The organism is Microbacterium sp. ARD31 (assembly GCF_031844425.1).
On the sequence record NZ_JAUZVE010000049.1, the window covers coordinates 32,530 to 51,954 of the forward strand.

The following is a 19,425-nucleotide window of genomic DNA, read 5'->3' on the forward strand; positions in this document are numbered from 1 at the left end:
GGAGACGGGCCCTGAGAGCGACCCTGAGAAACCCCCCAGCGCGCCCCCGGCGCCGGCACGCGGCGAGGTCGACACCCTTGCGGGGACGGATTGGGGTGCGCTTGGGACAATGGTGGGGTGAGCAAGCCCACCGAGCAGCGTCCGCCCCAGGTCAGCCTGGCGGCGGGCATCGTCATGTTCGCCTCGGTGCTGGTGCTGGTCACCGCCTGGGAGCAGGTCGCCTCCCTGGGGTCGCTGGAGACCCAGGAGGCGATCGACGACTTCCTCGCGGAGCCGCCGTTCTCGTCCCTCGGCCTCGACGTCGCCGGTGCCCGCGCGCTCCTGCGCATCACGGCGATCGTCGCCGCCGTCGGCGCCTGCGCCACCGCGATCCTCGGCTGGTACGTCCGCAGGCCCGACCGCTCGGCGCGGCTCGGCCTGACGATCTTCGCCGTGCCGGTCTTCGTCGCCGGGGTGCCGTCCGGCGGCCTCGCCGGCGCGTTCGTCGCCGCCGGCACGGCCATGCTCTGGATGATGCCGGCCCGCGAGTGGTTCGCGACCGGTCGGTGGACGCCGCCCGCGCCCGTGCCGAAGCCGGATCCCCTGTCGCGCACGACGCCGGGGCGGCCGGGACCTCCCGGATCCACCGGCCCTTCCGGACCCTCCGGACCCTCCGCCCCCGCGAGCCAGTCCGGCCCCGTGCAGCCGCCGCCGGCCGCGCGTCCGTTCGGCGCGCCGGCGCCCCCGCCGTCCGCGCTCGGGCGGCCCGTGGCGGCCCCGCCGCCGCCCCCGTCGTGGCAGGAGCGCCAGCTGCTGCACTCGCGGCCCGGCGCCATGGTCACCGCCTTCGTCCTCACGGTCGTCATGGCGGGTGGCCTGCTCGCCCTGTCGCTGCTGTGGATCGCCCTGGCCGGGCTGTCCCCGGAGTTCCTGATGAGCGTGCTCGAGCAGCAGCAGCCGGAGATGGTCGAGGGCGGCGTGACGCTGCAGCAGGTGCAGGGCCAGGTCTACGCCTACGCCGGTGCGTTCGTGGTGTGGTGTGCCGCGGCGCTGGTCTTCGCCGGCTTCGCCATGGCCCGCCGCGACTGGGCCCGCCGGGCGTTGATGGTCACGGCCGCGTTCAGCGCGGGCGGCAGCCTGGTCTTCGTGCTCAACACCGTCCTCGTGCTGATCCCCGCGGCCGCCGCGATCGCCACGGTGATCTGCCTGCGCCGCATCGAGGTGCGGCGCTGGTTCGCCCTCGAGCCGCGCTGAGCCGTCGCCGACTACCGTCGGCATGGTGAGATAAGGGCATGAGCAACGAGCCCGGACCGTCGCAGAACCCCTACGGCCAGCCGGCCCCGTCCGGCCAGGGCGACCCTTACGGCCAGTCCTACGGCCAGTCCTACGGGCAGCCGGCCGGCCAGTCCTACGGCTACGGACAGCAGCCCTACGGCGCCACGCCGCCCCGCGGCGACAAGCGTCCCGGCACGGTCACCGCGGCCGCGTGGATCGCGATCGTGTTCTCCGGCCTGACCGCCGCCCTCTTCGCCTTCGCCGGGCTCGGGCTGCTCGTCGCGCGCGACGAGGTGATCACGGAGATGGAGCGGGTGCCGGAGTTCCAGGACGCCAACATCGACGCCGACGCGGCCGTCGGGGTGCTCGTCGTGGTGCTCCTCGGCATCGTGGTGTGGTGCCTCATCGCCGCGGTGCTGGCGATCTTCGTGCTGCGCCGCTCCAACGTGGCGCGCATCCTGCTGGTCATCTCGGCCGCGGTCGCGGGCGTGCTGGCGCTGATCAGCATCACCAGCGGCATCTCGCTCGTGCCGCTCGTCGCGTGCCTGGCGACGATCGTGCTGCTCTTCGTCGGCGGTGCGGGCGACTGGTTCAAGCGGGTCCCCGCCTCCGCCGGCGGCTACCCCGGGGACCCGGCCGGCTACCAGGCCGGCCAGTACGGCTACGGCAGCCCCGACCCGTACCAGCAGCCCCAGCAGCAGGCCGGCACCGACTACCCCAACCCGTACGGCAACCCCTACGGCACGTCGCAGGACCAGCCGGCACAGCCCGGCGGCTCGCCCAACCCCTACGGCCAGGTCCCGCCGACCCACCAGGACCCCGACGCGAACGACGACGGGGACCACCCGTCGCGGGACTACCCGGGTCGCTGAGAACGCCGCCCGGCACCGGAGCCCGGGGTGTCAGCGGGTGTCAGCGGGCGAGGTCGGCGGCAGCGAGGCGGCGTACGCACTCCTCGATCACGTCGGGCACCTTGCAGAACGCCCAGCGCACCAGCTGGCGTCCCGCCTCCGGGTCGTCGTAGAACCCCTGCGTGGGGATCGCGACCACACCGGCCCGCTTGGGCAGGGCGAGGCAGAACTCGCGCCCGTCGGCCCAGCCGAGGTGGCTGATGTCGGTGGTGGCGAAGTAGGTCCCCTCCGGCACCCGCGGCGCGAGCCCGGCGGCGGCGAGTCCCCCGCAGAGGACGTCGCGCCGCGCCTGGAGGTCGCGGGCGAGCGCGCGCGGCCACTCGGCCTCGTGGTCGAGCGCGTGTGCCACCGCCGGCTGCAGCGGTGAGCCCGAGGTGAACGTGAGCCACTGCTTGGCTGCCAGCAGCGCTTGCACCAGCGGCGCCGGGCCGGTGGCCCAGCCGACCTTCCAGCCGGTGAACGACCAGCTCTTGCCGGCGCTCGACAGCGTCAGCGTGCGCTCCCACATCCCGGGCAGGGTGGCGATCGGGACGTGCCCCTCGGCGGAGAGCGCGTCGTCGAACACCAGGTGCTCGTAGACCTCGTCGGTGACGACGAGGACGTCGTGGGCGATGGCCAGGTCGGCGACGACCTGCAGTTCCTCGCGCGTCAGCACGGTGCCGGTCGGGTTGTGCGGGGTGTTGAGCAGGATCAGCTTCGTGTCGTCGGTGACGGCGGCGCGCAGCTCGTCGAGGTCGGGCCGCGGTGTCGTCGTCGAGCCGGCGGGCGCTCGGAGCTGGACGGGGACGCGCCGCGCGCCGCACATCTCCAGCATCGCGACGTACGAGTCGTAGTAGGGCTCCAGCACGACCACCTCGTCGCCGGGGTCGACCATGCCGAGCAGGGCCGCCGCGACGGCCTCGGTGCACCCGGTGGTGACGACGACCTCGGTGGCCGGGTCGGGGGACAGGCCGTAGTGGCGCTGCTGGTGGCGGGCGATCGCCTCGCGCAGCGCGGGTACGCCGATGCCGGGGGCGTACTGGTTGGCGCCGGCCTCCAGCGCCGCCTCGGCCGCGGCGATGACCGACGCCGGCCCGTCGACGTCCGGGAAGCCCTGGCCGAGGTTCAGGGCACCGGTGCGCACGGCGAGGGCCGACATCTCGCTGAAGACGGTCGGCGGGACGTGGGCCAGTCGGGCGGACAGCGGAGGCGTCGCAGGCATGCTCGCGAGGGTAGTCCGGCCCGATGGGGGAGACTCGGCCCATGTCCGACCGCTCCCGCGCTGCCGTGTGGACGGGACGGCTGGGCGTGCTGCTCGTGGTCGCCGGCCTGGCCGTGGGTGGCTGGGTCGGGTGGCAGGTCTGGGGCACCGACGTGGTCGCCCAGCGCACCCACCGCGACCTCGTCGAGCGTGCGGAGCGCGCCTGGGGGCGCGGAGGCACGGCCGCCCTCGCGACCGAGCACGGGAGGCTGAGCGCGGTCGTGCGGATCCCGCGGTTCGGGAAGGACTACGCCGTCCCGGTGCTGGAGGGCACCAGCGACGAGGTGCTGGCCTCGGGGTTCGGCCGGGTCACCGACGGCGCACCCGCCGGAGGCCGGGGGAACCTCGTCCTCGCAGCCCACCGGGTCACCCATGGCGAGCCGCTGCGCGACATGCCCTCCCTGCGACCCGGCGACGAGGTGGTGGTGGAGACCGCCGCCTGGACCTACACCTACGTCCTCGACACCGGCGGCGACGACCTCACCGTCCCGTTCACCGCCGGGTGGGTGCTGGACGAGGTCCCGCGCAACCCGGACGGCGGGGTCCAGCCCGCCCAGCGACCGGGTCAGCGCCTGCTCACGCTCACCACCTGCGCCGAGCTCTTCCACACCGACGGGCGCCTCGTCGCGTTCGGCCACCTCGAGTCACGCGAGCGGACCCGGTGAGGCCCGGCGGGACCGCGCCGCCCCGCGGCTAGGCTGCGCGACGTGGTTGACGAGACGCTCGCACGCGACATCGACGCGGCCTGCCGCCTGACCGGGGAGTTCGTCCTGCGGTCCGGCCAGGTCGCCGACACCTACTTCGACAAGTACCTCTTCGAGGCCCAGCCCGCCCTGCTCGACCGGGTCGCCACCCAGATGCTCGACCTGCTCCCCGAGGACACCGAGCTCCTCGGCGGCCTCGAGCTCGGCGGCGTCCCGATCGCGACCATGGTCTCGGCGAAGACCGGGCTGCCGGCGCTGTTCGTGCGCAAGGCGGCCAAGGAGTACGGCACCTGCAAGCTGGCCGAGGGACCGGACGTCGCCGGTCGGCGCGTCACCCTCGTCGAGGACGTGATCACCACGGGTGGCGCCGTGCGCGACGCCACCCGCGAGCTGCGTGCCGCAGGCGCCACCGTCGAGGTGGTGGTCTGCGCCATCGACCGCTCGCCGGCGGGGGAGAACCCGCTCTCCGACGTCGGCCTCGAGGTCCGCAGCGTCCTCACACGTGCCGACCTCGATGCCGCCCGCCCCTGACGCGCGAGCGTGGTACGAGCCAGGCGCCGGCCACCAGCAGCGGCGCGCTGAGCGCGGCCAGCGGGGCGACGGGGCCGGCGAGGCCCGTGTCGGGCAGCACGCCGTCGCCCTCGGGGCCGTCGGGACCCCCGGGGCCGTCGGGGTCGTCCCCGTCGCCCGGGTCGTCGCCGGTGACCTCCACGCCGAGCACCTCGACGTCCGCCGTGTCCTGGACCGTGGTGCCGGGACCCGTGCCGACCTTCTCCCCGCCGGCCGTGGCGCGGGCGGTGTTGGGGACGGCGCCGGTGGCGTCGTCGGACACGCGGGCGACGATCCGGACGACGCCCTCGGTGTGGGGGCGGACCGAGTTGAAGACGGCGGTGACGGTGCGTTCGTCGGTGGTCACGCGCGCTCGACCTGAGGTCACGTCCACGGACACGACGACCAGGTCGTCGTCGAGCTCGTCGACCACGGCGACGTCGGTCGCGCTCGACGGGCCGGCGTTGGTGACGGTGAGCGTGTAGGTCACGAGCTGGCCGACACCGGCGCTGCGTGGCGCCACTGTCTTGGCGAGACCCAGGTCGGCGCACGTCACCACGCGGCCGCTGGTCGGGACCGGTGCGCAGCTCCCGGTGCCGGACTCCGACACGCGGGCGGAGTTGTTGCTCGGGTCGGGGTCCGACGTGGTGGCGCCGGCCGTTGTGACGGCGGTGACCTCGCCCGTCCAGGACGGGTCGACCAGGGCGCGGAGGGTGACCGTCGCGGAGGACCCCGACGCGAGCGTCGGCACGTCGCACGTCACCCACCGACCGTCCACCGCGCAGGTCCCGCCACCGGTCACGGAGGCGGTCGTCTGCCCCAGGGCGGGGGGCAGGTCGTGGACCAGCTCGACCTGCCGCGCCGTCGACGGCCCGTGGTTCGTCACCTGCACGGTGACGTCGACGGGGGCGCCTGCGACGGGCTTCTGCGGCGACATGCGCGCACTGACCGCGAGGTCCGCAACCGGAGCGGACTCACCCGTGGCGGTCGCGCTGTTGTCGGCGGGTGTGGTGTCGGTCGGGGAGCCGACCGTCGCGGTGGTGGACAGGGTGCCGGTGAAGTCCGCGGCGAGGGTGCCACGCAGTGTGACCGTCCGGGACTCCCCGGGACCGAGGTCGCCGAGGTCGCAGGAGACCGCGTCGCCCGCGGCCACGGTGCATGCGTCGCCGGCGGCCTCGACGATCAGCGCGGTGACCGCGGCCGGGACGTCGTCGCTCACCGTCACGCCGCGGGCGGTCGAGGGACCGGCGTTGACCACGGTGAGCCTCCAGGCCACCGCCTCGCCCGGCACCGGCCGGGACGGGGTGAGCGCGTTGGTGATCGACAGCTCGGCCTGCGGGGCCGCCGTACCGCTCGTGGTGGCGGTGTTGTCCGCAGGTGTGGAGTCGGTGGGGGAGCCGACCGTCGCGGTGTTGTCCACCCTGCCGGTGTACGACGCCGGCACGCCGCCCGTGACGGTGATGGTCACCGTCTCGCCCGAGGCGAGGTCGCCGAGGTCGCAGCCCACCACGTTGCCGGCCGCCACGGTGCACGGCTCGGGCGAGCGGCCGGTCGACGCGGTGACGCCGGTGAGCGCGCTGACGACGTCGTCGACCACGTGGACGGCGCGGGCGACCGAGGGACCCGCGTTGGTCACGCGCAGCGTCCAGGTGGCGTCCCTCCCCGGCACCGGGTGGACCGGGCTGGCGGTCGCGGTGATGGACACCCCGGCCACCGGCTGCGTCGTGCCCGTCGTGGTGGAGGTGTTGTCGTCGAGGTGTGAGTCGTGGGTGGCCGAGGCGACCGTGGCGGTGTTCGCGAGTCGACCGGTGTGGTCGGCCGGCACGCGGCCGGTGATGGTCAGCGTGCGGCTCGCGTCCGCGCCCGTCACGCCCAGGTCGCCGAGGCCGCAGGCGACCTCGTTGCCGGCGGCCACGGTGCAGGCTGGGCTCGCCACCACGTCGCCGAGCCCGTCGACGACGTCGTCGAGGACCAGCACGTCGCGGGCGACGGACGGCCCGGTGTTGGTCACGGTGAGCGTCCAGGTCACGTCCTGGCCCGGCACGGCCACCGCCGGGGTGGCCGTCGTGACGATGGACAGGTCCGCGCCGGGAGCGGTGGCGGGATCGACCGTCGCGGTGTTGTCTGCCGGGCTGCTGTCGGTGGGGGAGGAGACCGTCGCGGTGTTGGACAGCGACCCCGCCCAGCTCGCCGGCACGCCGCCGGTGAGGGTGACCACGGCCCGCTGGCCGGGTGCGAGGTCGCCGACCGGGCAGGTGACGTCGTTGCCGGGCGCGACCGCGCACGAGCCGGCGTCCGTGGTCGCGGCGAGCCCGGTGACCGCGTCCACGACGTCGTCGCGGACCACGACGTCCCGGGCCGTGGAGGGTCCGGTGCCGGTGACCGTGACGGTCCACGTCACGGGGCGGCCCGGCACCGGGATGCTCGGCTGGACGGTCTTGGTGACGGCGACGGCGCCGTCGGGCGCGGCCGTGGCGCTGGCGGTGGCGACGTTGTCGAGGGGCGTCGAGTCGTCGGGCGAGGTGACCGTGGCGGTGTTGCCGAGGGTCCCCGTGAAGCCCGGAGGCAGTCCTCCGGTCAGGGTGAGCGTCATGGACGTGCCCGGCGGCAGGTCGCCGAGCGCGCAGGTGACGTCGTTCCCGCCGGCGACCGCGCACGAGCCGGTGTCGGCAGCCGCTGTCAGCCCGCTGATGGCGTCGAGGACGTCGTCGCGCACGACCACGTCGTGGGCCACGGACGGGCCGGCGTTGGTCACGACGACCGTCCAGGTGACGTCGCGTCCCGGGACCGGAGCCGCCGGCGAGAGGGACTTGGTGATCGACACCTGCGCGTCCGGCGTCGGCGAGGACGACACCGTCGCGGTGTTGTTCGCCGGCGTAACGTCGGTCGGGGACGCGACGGTGGCGGTGTTGTCGAGGTCGCCGGTGAACGCGGCCGGGACCCCACCGGTCAGGGTGATGACCACGGTCGCGCCGGGCGGCAGGTCGCCCAGCGAGCAGCCCACGTCGTTTCCGGCCGCGACGGCGCACGAGCCGGTGTCGGTGGCGGCCGTGAGCCCGGTGACCGCGTCGTGGACGTCGTCGCGGACCACGACGTCCCGCGCCACTGAGGGACCGTCGTTGTGCACCGTCAGCGCCCACGTGGCAGCCTCGCCGGGCGCGGGGACGGCCGGGGTCAGGGTCTTGGTGATCGACACGTCCGCGACGGCACCGACCTCCGTGGTCACCACGGCCTCGTTGTTGCTGGCGACGACGTCGATGGTGTCGGAGCTGATGCGTCCGGTGTTGACCAGCGAGCCGGTGAAACCGGGTGCGACGGTCGCCTCGACGCTGCCGATCACCCGGGCCGGCAGTCCCGCCCGGAAGACCGGGCCGTTGCAGAAGACCGTCGGCGCAGCGGGGTTGTCGGCGGTGCCGGGGTCGGTCGGCGCGCGCAGCTCGCACTCCGCCGTCGCCGGGGTGCCCAGGAGGGTCGGGCGGTTGACGACCACGTCGGTCAGCCCGCTGGGCAGCTGGTCGATGAGCTGGGGGTTGATCGCGTCCGAGGGTCCGTTGTTGTGCACCGACATCGTGAAGGTCACCCGCTGTCCCGCCACCGGGTTGGCGGGTGAGACGGTCTCGATGATCTCGAGGTCGGTGAGCCGGCTGATCGGGGTGGTGGCGGTCGAGGCGTCGTTGACCGGCGTGGGGTCGCTCGTGGTCGTGGTGACGCGCCCGGTCGTGGCGAGCGTGCTGCCGGCGTACGCCGAGGCGAGCGTGCCGACGACCTTGATGACGCGCTGGCCCGGCGCCCGGTCGCCGAGGGCGCAGGAGACCTGCTGGCCCGTGACGGTGCAGGGGCTTCCCGTGCCGTGGACCGCCGAGGTGATCGTGACGGCGTCCGGCAGGGTGTCGGTGACCACCACGTCGCGCGCGGTGGACGGTCCGGCGTTGTTGAACAGGATCGTCCAGCTCACCGGTCGGCCGGGGACGAAGCTGCTGCTGTCGGCGGTGGTGGTGACCTGCACGTCGGCGCGGGCGACGACCTCGACCGGGGCCTGCGAGGTGTTGTTGCCGTGCGCGGCGTCTGCCGTCGGTGAGCCCACGACTGCTGTGTCGGCGCTCGTCCCCGGGCTCGCGTCTGGCGTCGTCGAGGCGTCCACCGTCACCACGACCGGGGTGCCCGGCAGCACCTGCCCGAGGTCGCAGTGGAGCAGCTGCCCGCCGGTCGTGCAGGTCCCGGCGGTGGTGGTGACTGCCGACGGCACGACACCGGCCGGGAACGTGTCCTCGATCGTCGCGTCGTCGGCGGTCGACGGACCGTTGTTGACGACGGTCAGGGTGTAGGTGAGGCCCTCGCCCGCCGCGACCCGGTCCTTGGAGACGCTCTCGACGACCTGCAGGTCGGCGTGGGGCTCGACGTCGCTCGTCACCGAGGCGGCGTCGTCGGCCGGGGTGTCGTCGGACGGCGTGGCGACCGAGGCCGAGTTGGCGATCGGCGTCCGGCGGTCGGGTGCCACCCGCACCCGGATCCGCGCCACGGTCGTGGCGTCGGCCGGCAGGACCGCCAGCCGGCACGTGACCAGCTGACCGGCGACGTCGCAGGTCCCGCCCGGGATGTCGGCGTCAACGACGGTGAGGTCCGCGTCGAGGTCGTCGGTGACGACCACGTCGCGGGCGTCGGAGGGACCGTCGTTGGTGACGGTGAGCAGGTACGACGACTCGGTCCCGGGCACCAGGGTCGCGGGGTCGGACGCCTTGCTCAGGCGCACCGAGGAGCGCTCGACGACCGTGGTGGTGTGCGCGTCGCTGTTGGTGCCGGGCGAGGGGTCCGGGGTGCCGGACGACGCTGCCGCCGAGTTCAGGAGGGTGGTGCCGTCCGGCAGCGAGGAGGAGATGCGGCCGTCGACGGTGACGGTCAGCTCCTCACCAGGCGCCAGGGAGCCGACGGGGCAGGTGAGGGCACCGTCGACCACGGAGCAGGTCACGCCGGCCGGGGCCGTGCTCGAGCCGACGACGGTCACACCGCTGGGCACGTTGTCGACCAGGCGCACGTCGGTCGCGGTGGAGGGGCCGTCGTTGCGGACGGTGACGTCCCACGAGGCGGTCGTGCCCGCCGTCGCGGTCACCGGCCCGGTCTTGGTGACGACCAGGTCGGCCCGGGCGACGACCTCCGTGGAGGCGGACGAAGTGTTGTTGCCGGTCGAGGGGTCCACCGGCGTCGCGGCCTGGACGGTCGCCGAGTTCGCCAGGACGCCACGCGCCGACCCGGGGACCACGGTGCCGGTGACCTCGACGACGAAGTCCGAGCCCGGCGACAGCGAGTCGACGGTGCACGTGACCTCGTTGCCCGCCACCGGTGCGCAGTCGGCGCCCGGGGTCGTCGTGGTGGCCGTGACGTCCGTGACCCGGGCCGGTACGACGTCGTCGATGGTCACGGTGCTCGCCACGGACGGGCCGTTGTTGCGGGCGGTGAGACGCCACGTCACCGTGCCACCCGCCACGACCGGGTTCGGGGTCGCGGTCTTGGTGAGGGAGAGGTCGGCCTGCGACGCGGTCGGCAGGACGTGGGTGGCGCTGTTGTTGCCGGGCACCGGGTCGTTCGTCGGTGAGGTGACGGTGGCGGTGTTGCTGGTGCCGCGCGCGGTGCCGTCGGCCGGCGTCTGCGCCTGCACCGTCACGGTGGCGCTCGCGCCCACGGCGAGGTCGCCGACGTCGCAGGTCACCGTCGCCGGGTCGCCGGCGGCCGCGCACGTGCCGCGGTCGGTGGTCGCGCCGACGTAGGTCAGCGGGGCCGGGACCGGGTCGGTGACCTTCACGGACCGGGCCGTCGAGGGGCCGTTGTTGGTGACCACGATCGTGTAGGTGGCGACGTTGCCGTCCACCACGGGGTCGGCGGACGTTGTCACGGCCAGGTCGGCGAGGGTGTCGATGGCGACGCTGGACGTGCCGGTGTCGTTGCCGGGCGCCGGGTCGGCGGTGGTGGTCGTGGCCGTCGCGCTGTTGGCCAGGGTGCCCGTGGCGCCCGCCGCAAGCAGCCCGTCGATCGTGACCTGGACGGAGCGGCCGGCCGCGATGGTGCCGAGCGCGCAGTCGACGGCGCTGCCGGACACCGTGCAGGAGCCGGCGGTCGTCGAGGCTGCGATGCCGGTGATGCCGGCCGGCAGCTGGTCGCCGAGGGTCACGCCGGCGGCGTCGGACGGACCGTCGTTGCCCACCGTCACGACGTACTGCACCGGGCGGCCGGCGACCACCGGCGAGGTCGTGGTCCGCGTCGCCACGGTGACGTCGGCGCTGGGAGCCGCAGGGGTGACGGTCGAGCTGGCGACGTTGTTGCCCGGGACCGGGTCGGTGGTGCTCGAGGCGACGCTGGCGGTGTTGACGAGCGAGGCGCCGCCGGCGCTCGACGGCACCCGCGCGACGAGGGTGACCTGCACGGACTGGCCGGGGTCGAGGGCGCCGGCCGAGCACACCACCTGGCTGCCGGTCACCGTGCAGCTGCCCTGGTCGGTCGTGGCCGAGGTGACCACGAGCGCCGAGGGGAGCGTGTCGCTGATCCGGACGGTGCCGGCCCGTGAGGCGCCCTTGTTGGTGGCGACGAGGGTGTAGGTCACGTCGGTCCCCGGCACCGGCGCCGCCGGGCTGGCGGACGCGGTGAGGGCCACGTCCGCCTGGCGCACGACGCCGGTCGACACCGAGGCGTTGTTGTTGCCCGGGTCGGGGTCGGAGGTGGTGCTGGTGACCCGGGCGACGTTGGTGACCGAGGTCGCGGTGGAGTCGGCGGGCACGCGCACGACGACACTGACCGTCGCCGTGCCGCCCGACGGCAGGTTGGCGAGGTTGCAGGTGAGCGTGCCGGAGGCGGCGGAGCACGAACCGGTGGACGGGCTGCTCGAGACGTAGGTGACCCCGGAGGGCAACGTGTCGACGACCTGCACGCCGGACGCGGTGCTCGGCCCCGCGTTGCGGGCGGTGAGGGTGTAGGTGACCTGGCCGCCGGCCGTCACCGGGTCCGCGGACGCGGTCTTGGTGATGGAGACGTCCGCCTCCTCGGCAACGGGGGTCGCGACCTCGGCGGTCTGGTAGGTGTAGTCGCGGTTGATGGTCTGGGCGCGGTAGTCGAGCGTCGCGGTGCTGCGCAGCGTGGTCCCCGCAGCGGTGGGGTCCACCCGGACCCGGAAGACCACGGTGGCGGTGTTGGAGGACACCAGCGAGCCGCCGGTGGCGGCGGTGGCGTCCCTGCCGATGCGGGCACGGACGGTGCGGGTGGCGGCGTCGTACTCGGCCTGGTCGTCGCCGACCGCGTCGGTCTTCGTGCCCTGGCCGGCCCCCGCGGTGTAGCGGAGCGAGCCCGGGACGTACGTCGTGCCGGGCGGTAGCGCGTTGGCGACCACCGAGCGGACGGCGGCGTCCTCCCCGGTGTTGCTGAAGGTCAGGGAGTACTCCAGCACGTCGCCCACCCGCGCCGGCGAGCTGCCCGACAGGTTGGTGACGGTGGTGGAGCCCTGGATGGTCGGGGCGTAGAGGTCGATCTGCGTGGTCAGCGCGGCGGGGTAGTAGAAGTCGCCGTTGGTGGCGAACCGGACGTTGGTCGCCGTGGCTCCGTTGCGCACCACGCCGGGCGCGTCGACGACCTTGGCGTCCAGGCCGAGGGTGTTCACCGCGTTCGGGGTCCGGTTCGTCGTGCTCGTTCCGCCCGCGCTGACGCGGCTGGTGAAGAAGTTGGCCGACGGGCTGAGGGCGTCCGCGAGCCGGGTCGTGCCGACCTGGAAGTAGTCGCCGGTGAGGCTGTTGTCGCCCTCGTAGGTCACCATCCCGAACTTGGCGTCCACGGCTCCGGAGAGCGGGGTGAGGAAGCCGGAGATGGTGGTGTCGACGATCTCGTTCTTGATCACGGTCGCGTAGCCGTTGAACACCGTCAGGTCGCGCAGCGGCGCGGCCGGGTCCTCCAGCGCGACGACCAGGCTCCAGCCGGCGTACCGGTCGACCCCGGTGGCCGCGGCGACGTCGGCGCCCCAGTACGTGCCGGCGCCGGCGCCCTGCACGAGGGCGGTCACGTCGCGGTACGCGCTGTAGTCGTAGGTGACCGAGGAGCTCTGGTAGTCGGTCCGGGTGGCGGTGAGCGTGCTGTAGCCGCTCGAGCCAGGGGCGCGGAACCTGATCGTGTCCACGGGCCCGCTCGCGTCGACGCCGTCGGTGCCGGCCGCCCGTGCGGCGCCCCAGAACAGGCCGGCGTACAGGACCCGCGCGCCGCTGGGGATCGTCAGGTTGGCCGAGGACGAGCGGCTCGTCGTGGGGTCGCTGTCGACGTCGAGGAATCGCATGTCGAAGCTGTTGTTGCTCGCGGACACTGACCCGTCCTGCGCCTGCAGGCAGCTCGTCGAGGTGCCGCACGTCATCAACGCGTTGCCGGTGATCTGGATCGAGCCGTTGGCCTGCTTGGAGAAGACCTTGGTGAACGGGCGCACGACCGCGGCGTCCGCGGGAGCCGCCGGGACCAGCACGGTCGCGGCCAGGCTGACGGCGACCAGCGAGAGGGCAGCCGCGATCCGCGGCCACGGGCGGGCCGCACGGCGGAGGCGACGTACGCCGGGCATGGTCGATCCTTCGGGGTCGGCGGCATCCCGAGTGACAGCCGCGGGCCGACCACTCCCCCCACGGAAGTGCCTCAGCCGATCTACACGAGGCCCTCACGATAGGTCGGCATGGCGCGTGTCAAGAGAGGTGCGTCACATCTGGTCCACAAGGATGGTGCGGGACGCACACATGGGCCAGGAGCGTACGCCTGGAGGGGTGGCGGCACGCGTCAGTCGACGTCGCGACCGGTGATGTCGCGGTCGGGGCCGCCGTCCTGGGGCCCGATCTCGGCGCCGGGGGCGTTGGTGCGCTTGTGCCGCCACCACTCGTAGGCGATCGGGATGACCGAGAAGGCCAGGATGACGATGATGAGCTTGTCGATGCTCTCGCCGAGGTGGGGGAACGCGTCACCGAGGAAGAAGCCGAGGAGGCAGATCGACACCACCCACAGCACCGCGCCGACCAGGCTCCACAGGAAGAAGCGGCGGCGGTCCATGCGGGTGACGCCGGCGACCACGGTGATGTAGGTCCGCACGAAGGGCACGAAGCGGCCGATCACCAGGGCCTTGCTGCCGTGCTTGTCGAAGAACGCCGTGGTCTGGTCGAAGTACTTGCGCTTGATGATCCGCCCGTCGCGCTCGTAGAGCGGTGGCCCGATGCGCCGTCCGATCTCGTAGCCGACGACGTTGCCGAGGAAGGCCGCACCGGTCAGCGCCGCGACCGCGATCAGCAGCTCCGCGAGCGGCGGACCCGGGAACAGGTCGAGCTGCCCCGTGGCGATGAACAGGCCGAGCGCGAAGAGCAGTGTGTCGCCGGGCAGGATCGGGAAGAACAGCCCGCACTCGATGAAGACGATCGCCAGGCTGATCCAGAACAGCTCCGCGCCGAAGCGGTCGAGGAGCCAGTTCGGGTCCATCCAGTCGATCCCCAGCAGGAGCGGTGTCACGAGCCCGGCCGGGTCGAGGAGTGCGGTCACGCGCGCCACCCTAACCAGCGCTCCCTAGCATGCAGGCATGCAGGAGCAGGATCCGCGCGACGGCGAGCGGGCGCCGTACGACCCGATGCCGCACGGTCCGCCGGAGGTGGGCGTGGGCCCCTGGGAGGGGGAGTGGCCGGCCGGCGACCACTGGGACCCGGACCTGCTCCGCGAGGGCGATCGCCGCAACGTCGTCGACCGCTACCGCTACTGGAGCCTCGAGGCGATCGTCGCCGACCTCGACACCCGCCGGCACGCCTTCCACGTCGCGATCGAGAACTGGCAGCACGACTTCAACATCGGCACGATCGTCCGCACCGCCAACGCCTTCCTCGCCGCGGAGGTGCACATCGTGGGCAACCGGCGCTGGAACCGCCGCGGGGCGATGGTGACCGACCGCTACCAGCACGTGCGCCACCACGCCGACGCGGCGGCGCTGGCGGCGTACCTCCACTCCCTCGACGAGCCGGTGCGGCTGCTCGGCATCGACAACCTGCCGGGCTCGCTGCACCTCGAGACGATGGAGCTGCCCGAGCGGGTGTGCTTCCTGTTCGGTCAGGAGGGGCCCGGCCTCTCGGCGGGTGCCCGGGAGGTGTGCGACGGGACCTTCTCGATCGCACAGTTCGGCTCGACGCGCTCGATCAACGCGAGCGCGGCGGCGGCCATCGCGATGCACAGCTGGGTGCGGACGTACGCCGACCTCGGCGCCGAGGACGCCTGGCGGGGCTAGCTGCTTGCCTACTTCTTCGTCTGCGTGTAGCAGACCAGCGCGCGGTCGCCGACCTTCCAGTCCACCTTCGACGGCCAGCTGAAGCGGTAGGTCCGCGAGGTGGTCGCGCTGCGGCAGCGGTCGGTGCCGAGGCGCTTCCAGGCCTTCTCGCTCGGGTAGCGCCGGGCCTTGGTCTTGATGGCCGCGGTGGCGCGGTAGGTGTGCTTCTCGGAGCAGGCCGTCACGGCGTAGTCCGGACCGGTGAGGCACCGGGAGACGGTCGACTTGTAGGGGAACTTCCCGACGTCGAGCGTGCCGGGCAGCGGCAGGAGCTCGGCACCGCCGAGCAGCACCAGGTCGCAGCGCAGCCACCGGGCGCCGGCGGCCTGCTGCTCCGGGGTCGGGATGAACCAGCCGATGGCGTACGCCGTCAGCCTGACGCCCAGCCTGCTGGCGCCGGCCGCCTGCCGCTGTGCGTCCGAGCACGTCCCGACGGCCAGCTCGGTGAGGTCGGCGCTGTCGTAGGCGAGCCCGTCCGGCAGCGTGAGGACCGAGGTGACCAGCGCGGTGTGGGTGCCGGCGCAGTCCACGGCCGGCTCGCCGTAGGACGGGAGGTCGAGCTCGGCGCGGCTCATGTCGGAGCACTGGCCCACCACGGGGGCACCCAGGAGCGGGTCGGCCGCGCCGGCGGCCGGGGCGGTGCTGGTGAATGCTGCCGCGAGCAGCCCCATGATGGCGGCACTCGTCCCGAGTCGTCGTGTCATGGCCGTCAACCTAGGTGGCCGCGAGCAGGCGCGCCATCCACCTTCGGTACGACACCCGAGCCCGCCGGCCGGGTCCTGCCGCTCACCGCTGGGGCGCCAGCACCACCTCGAGCGCGGCGAGACCCCGGCTGCTGTGGCTCTTGACCGTGCCCTCGCTGATCCGCAGCTCGGCGGCCGTCTCCCGGACCGAGAGCCCGAGCCAGTGGCGCAGCACGACCACCTTGCGCTGCTGCTCGGGCAGGGCCTGGAGCGCGTCGAAGAGCGCGGAGCGCTCCTCGACCTGCGTGCCGTCCTCGGCCGGGACGTCCGGCAGCACCTCGCTCGGGCGCTCGCGCCGCCACGGCCGGCGCGACTCGTCGATGTTGGCCCGCACCATGATCTGGCGGACGTAGGCCTCCTCGCTGCCGTCGTGCCGGATCCGGGGCCAGGCGACGTACAGCTTGGTGAGCGCGGTCTGGAGGAGGTCCTCCGCGCGGTGCCAGTCTCCGCACAGGGCGTACGCGATACGCCGCAGGTGGCCCTGCCGAGCGGCGACGAACTCCGAGAACGCTGCGTCGTGCCTCATCGCAGGCCACCCTCGTCGGCCTGGTCGGCCACGAACGCGACGAACTCGTCGAGCGTCTCGGCGCCCCCGGCCTTCGACGCGGCGACGGTCGTCACCGCGACGTCGCGGGGGAGCTGCACCGCCAGGACGAACCAGCGCTCGCCCTGCCAGTCCAGGAGCGCGACGGCCGACGCGCTCGCCGTGTCGGTGCCGTAGGCGGGGAGGTCGGGGTCGGCCTGCTGCTCCAGCACCTCGACGCTCGGGGCCACGGGACTGACGGTGCCGTCGGCCGCGAGCCGCACCAGGCGCACGCCCGGGCTGCCGGTCTGCACCGCCACCTGGTCGGCCAGCCACTGGTCGAACGTGAGCCACCCGGAGTCGGTCTCGAGCTCCCACGCCGACGCGTTGCCGCCCTGGGTGAACAGCGCCCACGTCGTTCGACCCTCCGACCGGAGCACCAGCCCGAGCGAGTCGTCCCCGGGGACGGGGTCCTCGACCTGCTTCACCACCGAGACCCCGGGGGCCGGCTCGAGCACGCCGCCGCGCCAGGTGGCCAGCCCACCGGCCATGCCCGGGACGTCGTCGGCCGGCACGGAGGTCATCCCGCCGGTGGCCACCTCGGCGCGGACGAAGGCGTCGAAGGACTCGGCGAAGCCGTCCTCGGGACGCGAGGACGACATGCTGCTCCCGCCCTTCTTCCACTCCAGCACCAGCCACCAGCGCTCGCCCCGGAAGGAGATGTCGAGGGCCGCCGACTCGGTGTCCTTGCCGGGGTACAGGTCGTCGCGCCGCTCGTGGACGACGGCGCCCGGCCGGATCTCCAGGCGCCCGGGAAGGGCCCGCGCCGGCGGCTCCCCCTTGCGCCACGGGAAGGAGGACGCCGGCTCGGGGTCGGCGGCCGAGGACGGGCTCGCCGTCGCCGACGCCGTCGCCGTCGGCTCGGTGGCGACGGGCGCGCGGTCGCTGCGCGGTGCGTCGCCCGGCCCCAGCACCCACGTGGTGCCCACCACGACGGCCGCGGCGACCCCGGCCGCGGCGGCCGCGGCACGACGACGGCGTACGGCGGTGTGCCCGGCAGCGACGTAGTGCCCGACAGGTAGGTCGTCACCGCTGCCGAACGAGGCGTCGAGCTCGCGCCGCCAGTCGATCTGCGTGGTCATGTCGTGGTCCTTCCCCCGGGTGAGCCTTCCACCCTGACACGGAGCCGCGACCGGGTCGGTTGTCACGAGGTGAGACGACGGCACGCGAGGGCCCGGACTCGCGGGTAGCCACTAGGGTTGTCAGCGCCTGCCTGACCGCTTCAGAGGAGATTCCCGATGCCCATCGCCACCCCCGAGGTCTACGCGCAGATGCTGGACGCCGCGAAGTCGAAGTCCTTCGCCTACCCGGCCATCAACGTGTCGTCCTCCCAGACCCTCAACGCCGCGCTGAAGGGCTTCGCCGACGCCGGCTCCGACGGCATCATCCAGGTCTCGACCGGTGGCGCGGAGTACCTCTCCGGCCCGTCCGTCAAGGACATGGTGACCGGCTCGGTCGCCTTCGCGGCGTACGCCGCCGAGGTCGCGAAGAACTACCCGGTCAACATCGCGCTGCACACCGACCACTGCCCCAAGGACAAGCTCGACGGGTTCGTCCGTCCGCTGCTCGACATCTCCGCCGAGCGGGTCGCGCGCGGCGAGGCGCCCCTGTTCCAGTCGCACATGTGGGACGGCTCGGCCGTGCCGCTGGAGGAGAACCTCCAGATCGCCGAGGAGCTGCTCGCGAAGTGCGCCGCGGCCAACATCATCCTCGAGATCGAGGTCGGCGTCGTCGGCGGCGAGGAGGACGGCGTCGCCAACGAGATCAACGACCAGCTCTACACCACCCCCGAGGACGCCATCGCCACGATCAAGGCGCTGGGTGCCGGCGACCGCGGCCGCTACATGACCGCGCTGACCTTCGGCAACGTGCACGGCGTCTACAAGCCGGGCAACGTCAAGCTCCGCCCGGAGATCCTGAAGTCCGCGCAGGAGGCGGCCGCCTCCGAGCTCGGCCTCGGCGCCGACGCCCGCCCGTTCGACCTGGTGTTCCACGGGGGCTCGGGCTCGACCGCGCAGGAGATCAGCGACGCCGTCGACTTCGGCGTGGTGAAGATGAACGTCGACACCGACACCCAGTACGCCTTCACCCGCCCGGTCGCAGCGCACATGTTCGCCAACTACGACGGCGTGCTGAAGGTCGACGGCGAGGTCGGCAACAAGAAGACCTACGACCCCCGCGCCTGGGGCAAGGCAGCCGAGGCGGGCATGGCCGCGCGCGTGGTCGAGGCGTGCGAGAACCTCCGCTCCGCAGGGACGTCACTGGCCGGCTGAGCCCGGGGTGCGTCGCCCGGCGGGTCACCGCCGGGCGACGCGGCGGACGTCGGCAGCCAGCGGCGCCGCGGCCGCCACGAGCAGCACCAGCGCCAGCGGGATGAGCGCGGCGAACCCGAGCTCGAGGTAGCCCAGCGCGCCCAGCACCCCGCCGGCGAAGAAGAGCCCGACGAGCAGGGCGAGCACGCCCAGCTTGGGGAGGTCGGCCACGACCGGCTCCAGGTCGGCGGTGCGGTGGACGTAGAGCAGCTTGCCGACCTCGATGCCGATGTCGGTGATCATCCCGGTCACGTGGGTCGTGCGGATCTGCGCGCCCGAGATCTTGGTGATGATCGCGTTCTGCATGCCCATCGTGAAGCAGAGGACGCCGACGAAGACCCAGGCACGGTGCTGCCAGGCCAGCTCCTCGGCGAGCAGCCCGAAGAGCAGCATCAGCAGGGCCTCGAGCACCAGCACGTTGGCGTAGCGGGCGCGCAGCCCTCGCCGGCGCCCCCAGTTGAAGACCACCGCGCAGCTCGCCGCGCCGGCGATGAAGGTCGCGAGCCCGATCAGCCCGGTCAGCACGACCGTGGCCCCGCCGAGCACGAGGTGGTCGGCCACGGCCGCGGTCAGCCCGGTCATGTGCGAGGTGTAGACCGAGACGGCGACGAACCCGACCGAGTTCAGCACGCCGGCGTTCAGGGCGAGCAGCGCGGCGAGCTGCACGTTGTGCCGGGGCGTGCGCGTGGGGCCGGCGACGGCGAGCAGGTACTCCCGGAGGAGGCGCCTGCGTGGGATCACCCGACCATTCTCCTCGACGCCTCGGACGCCACGGCGCCGGTCCGGCACGTGACGAGGGCGGTGCGCGCGGGGAGCCCCACGCGCCCCC

13 protein-coding genes are annotated in these 19,425 nt (G+C 73.6%); 6 read left to right on the forward strand and 7 right to left on the reverse strand.

Annotation, left to right across the window (positions count from 1 at the left end; genetic code table 11):
• Positions 1–117: 117 nt before the first annotated feature.
• Together Q9S36_RS43430 and Q9S36_RS43435 are read left to right on the forward strand one after the other, a co-directional pair.
• Entirely contained in the window at positions 118–1,233 is a 1,116-nt protein-coding gene (locus Q9S36_RS43430; protein ID WP_311290959.1) for a collagen-like protein, read from the forward strand.
• 38 nt (positions 1,234–1,271) lie between these two features.
• Positions 1,272–2,126 carry a hypothetical protein gene (locus Q9S36_RS43435; protein WP_311290960.1) on the forward strand — a complete coding sequence of 285 codons (855 nt, stop codon included), beginning with the start codon at positions 1,272–1,274 and terminating at the stop codon, positions 2,124–2,126.
• 40 nt (positions 2,127–2,166) lie between these two features.
• Here the strand turns inward: Q9S36_RS43435 and Q9S36_RS43440 are convergent, their stop codons facing one another.
• Positions 2,167–3,366, reverse strand: a complete 1,200-nt coding sequence (locus Q9S36_RS43440) for a pyridoxal phosphate-dependent aminotransferase (protein ID WP_311290961.1) — start codon at positions 3,364–3,366, stop codon at positions 2,167–2,169.
• Positions 3,367–3,407: 41 nt separating this feature from the next.
• On the opposite strand from Q9S36_RS43440, the gene Q9S36_RS43445 reads away from it, so the two are divergent.
• Both Q9S36_RS43445 and pyrE read left to right on the forward strand, forming a co-directional pair.
• The gene (locus Q9S36_RS43445) at positions 3,408–4,070 is read left to right on the forward strand and encodes a class E sortase (RefSeq protein ID WP_311290962.1); all 663 of its coding nucleotides are present in this window, start codon (positions 3,408–3,410) and stop codon (positions 4,068–4,070) included.
• 42 nt (positions 4,071–4,112) lie between these two features.
• Complete coding sequence (gene pyrE / locus Q9S36_RS43450; RefSeq protein WP_311290963.1) at positions 4,113–4,640, forward strand: orotate phosphoribosyltransferase; 528 nt, start codon at positions 4,113–4,115, stop codon at positions 4,638–4,640.
• Here pyrE and Q9S36_RS43455 read toward each other — a convergent pair.
• Together Q9S36_RS43455 and Q9S36_RS43460 are read right to left on the reverse strand one after the other, a co-directional pair.
• Entirely contained in the window at positions 4,606–13,233 is an 8,628-nt protein-coding gene (locus Q9S36_RS43455; protein ID WP_311290964.1) for a hypothetical protein, read from the reverse strand. The genes pyrE and Q9S36_RS43455 overlap by 35 nt on opposite strands.
• A 209-nt stretch (positions 13,234–13,442) precedes the next feature.
• Complete coding sequence (locus Q9S36_RS43460) at positions 13,443–14,189, reverse strand: VTT domain-containing protein (RefSeq protein WP_311290965.1); 747 nt, start codon at positions 14,187–14,189, stop codon at positions 13,443–13,445.
• Between the two features lie 37 nt (positions 14,190–14,226).
• Here Q9S36_RS43460 and Q9S36_RS43465 point away from each other — a divergent pair, with 37 nt between their 5' ends.
• Complete coding sequence (locus Q9S36_RS43465; protein ID WP_396653958.1) at positions 14,227–14,919, forward strand: TrmH family RNA methyltransferase; 693 nt, start codon at positions 14,227–14,229, stop codon at positions 14,917–14,919.
• 8 nt (positions 14,920–14,927) lie between these two features.
• Here the strand turns inward: Q9S36_RS43465 and Q9S36_RS43470 are convergent, their stop codons facing one another.
• From Q9S36_RS43470 to Q9S36_RS43480, 3 genes are all read right to left on the reverse strand, one after another.
• Positions 14,928–15,662, reverse strand: coding sequence for a septum formation family protein (locus Q9S36_RS43470; protein ID WP_311290966.1), 735 nt, complete (start codon positions 15,660–15,662; stop codon positions 14,928–14,930).
• 82 nt (positions 15,663–15,744) lie between these two features.
• Complete coding sequence (locus Q9S36_RS43475) at positions 15,745–16,227, reverse strand: SigE family RNA polymerase sigma factor (protein ID WP_311290967.1); 483 nt, start codon at positions 16,225–16,227, stop codon at positions 15,745–15,747.
• The gene (locus tag Q9S36_RS43480) at positions 16,224–17,366 is read right to left on the reverse strand and encodes a hypothetical protein (protein ID WP_311290968.1); all 1,143 of its coding nucleotides are present in this window, start codon (positions 17,364–17,366) and stop codon (positions 16,224–16,226) included. Before Q9S36_RS43480 ends, Q9S36_RS43475 begins: the two co-directional genes overlap by 4 nt.
• Positions 17,367–17,522: 156 nt before the next feature.
• On the opposite strand from Q9S36_RS43480, the gene fbaA reads away from it, so the two are divergent.
• Complete coding sequence (gene fbaA / locus Q9S36_RS43485; RefSeq protein ID WP_311290969.1) at positions 17,523–18,557, forward strand: class II fructose-bisphosphate aldolase; 1,035 nt, start codon at positions 17,523–17,525, stop codon at positions 18,555–18,557.
• Positions 18,558–18,581: 24 nt separating this feature from the next.
• On the opposite strand, the gene Q9S36_RS43490 is transcribed toward fbaA, so the two are convergent.
• A complete protein-coding gene (locus Q9S36_RS43490) occupies positions 18,582–19,337 on the reverse strand; it encodes a YoaK family protein (protein WP_311290970.1) in 756 nt (251 codons plus the stop codon).
• Between the last annotated feature and the right edge of the window lie 88 nt (positions 19,338–19,425).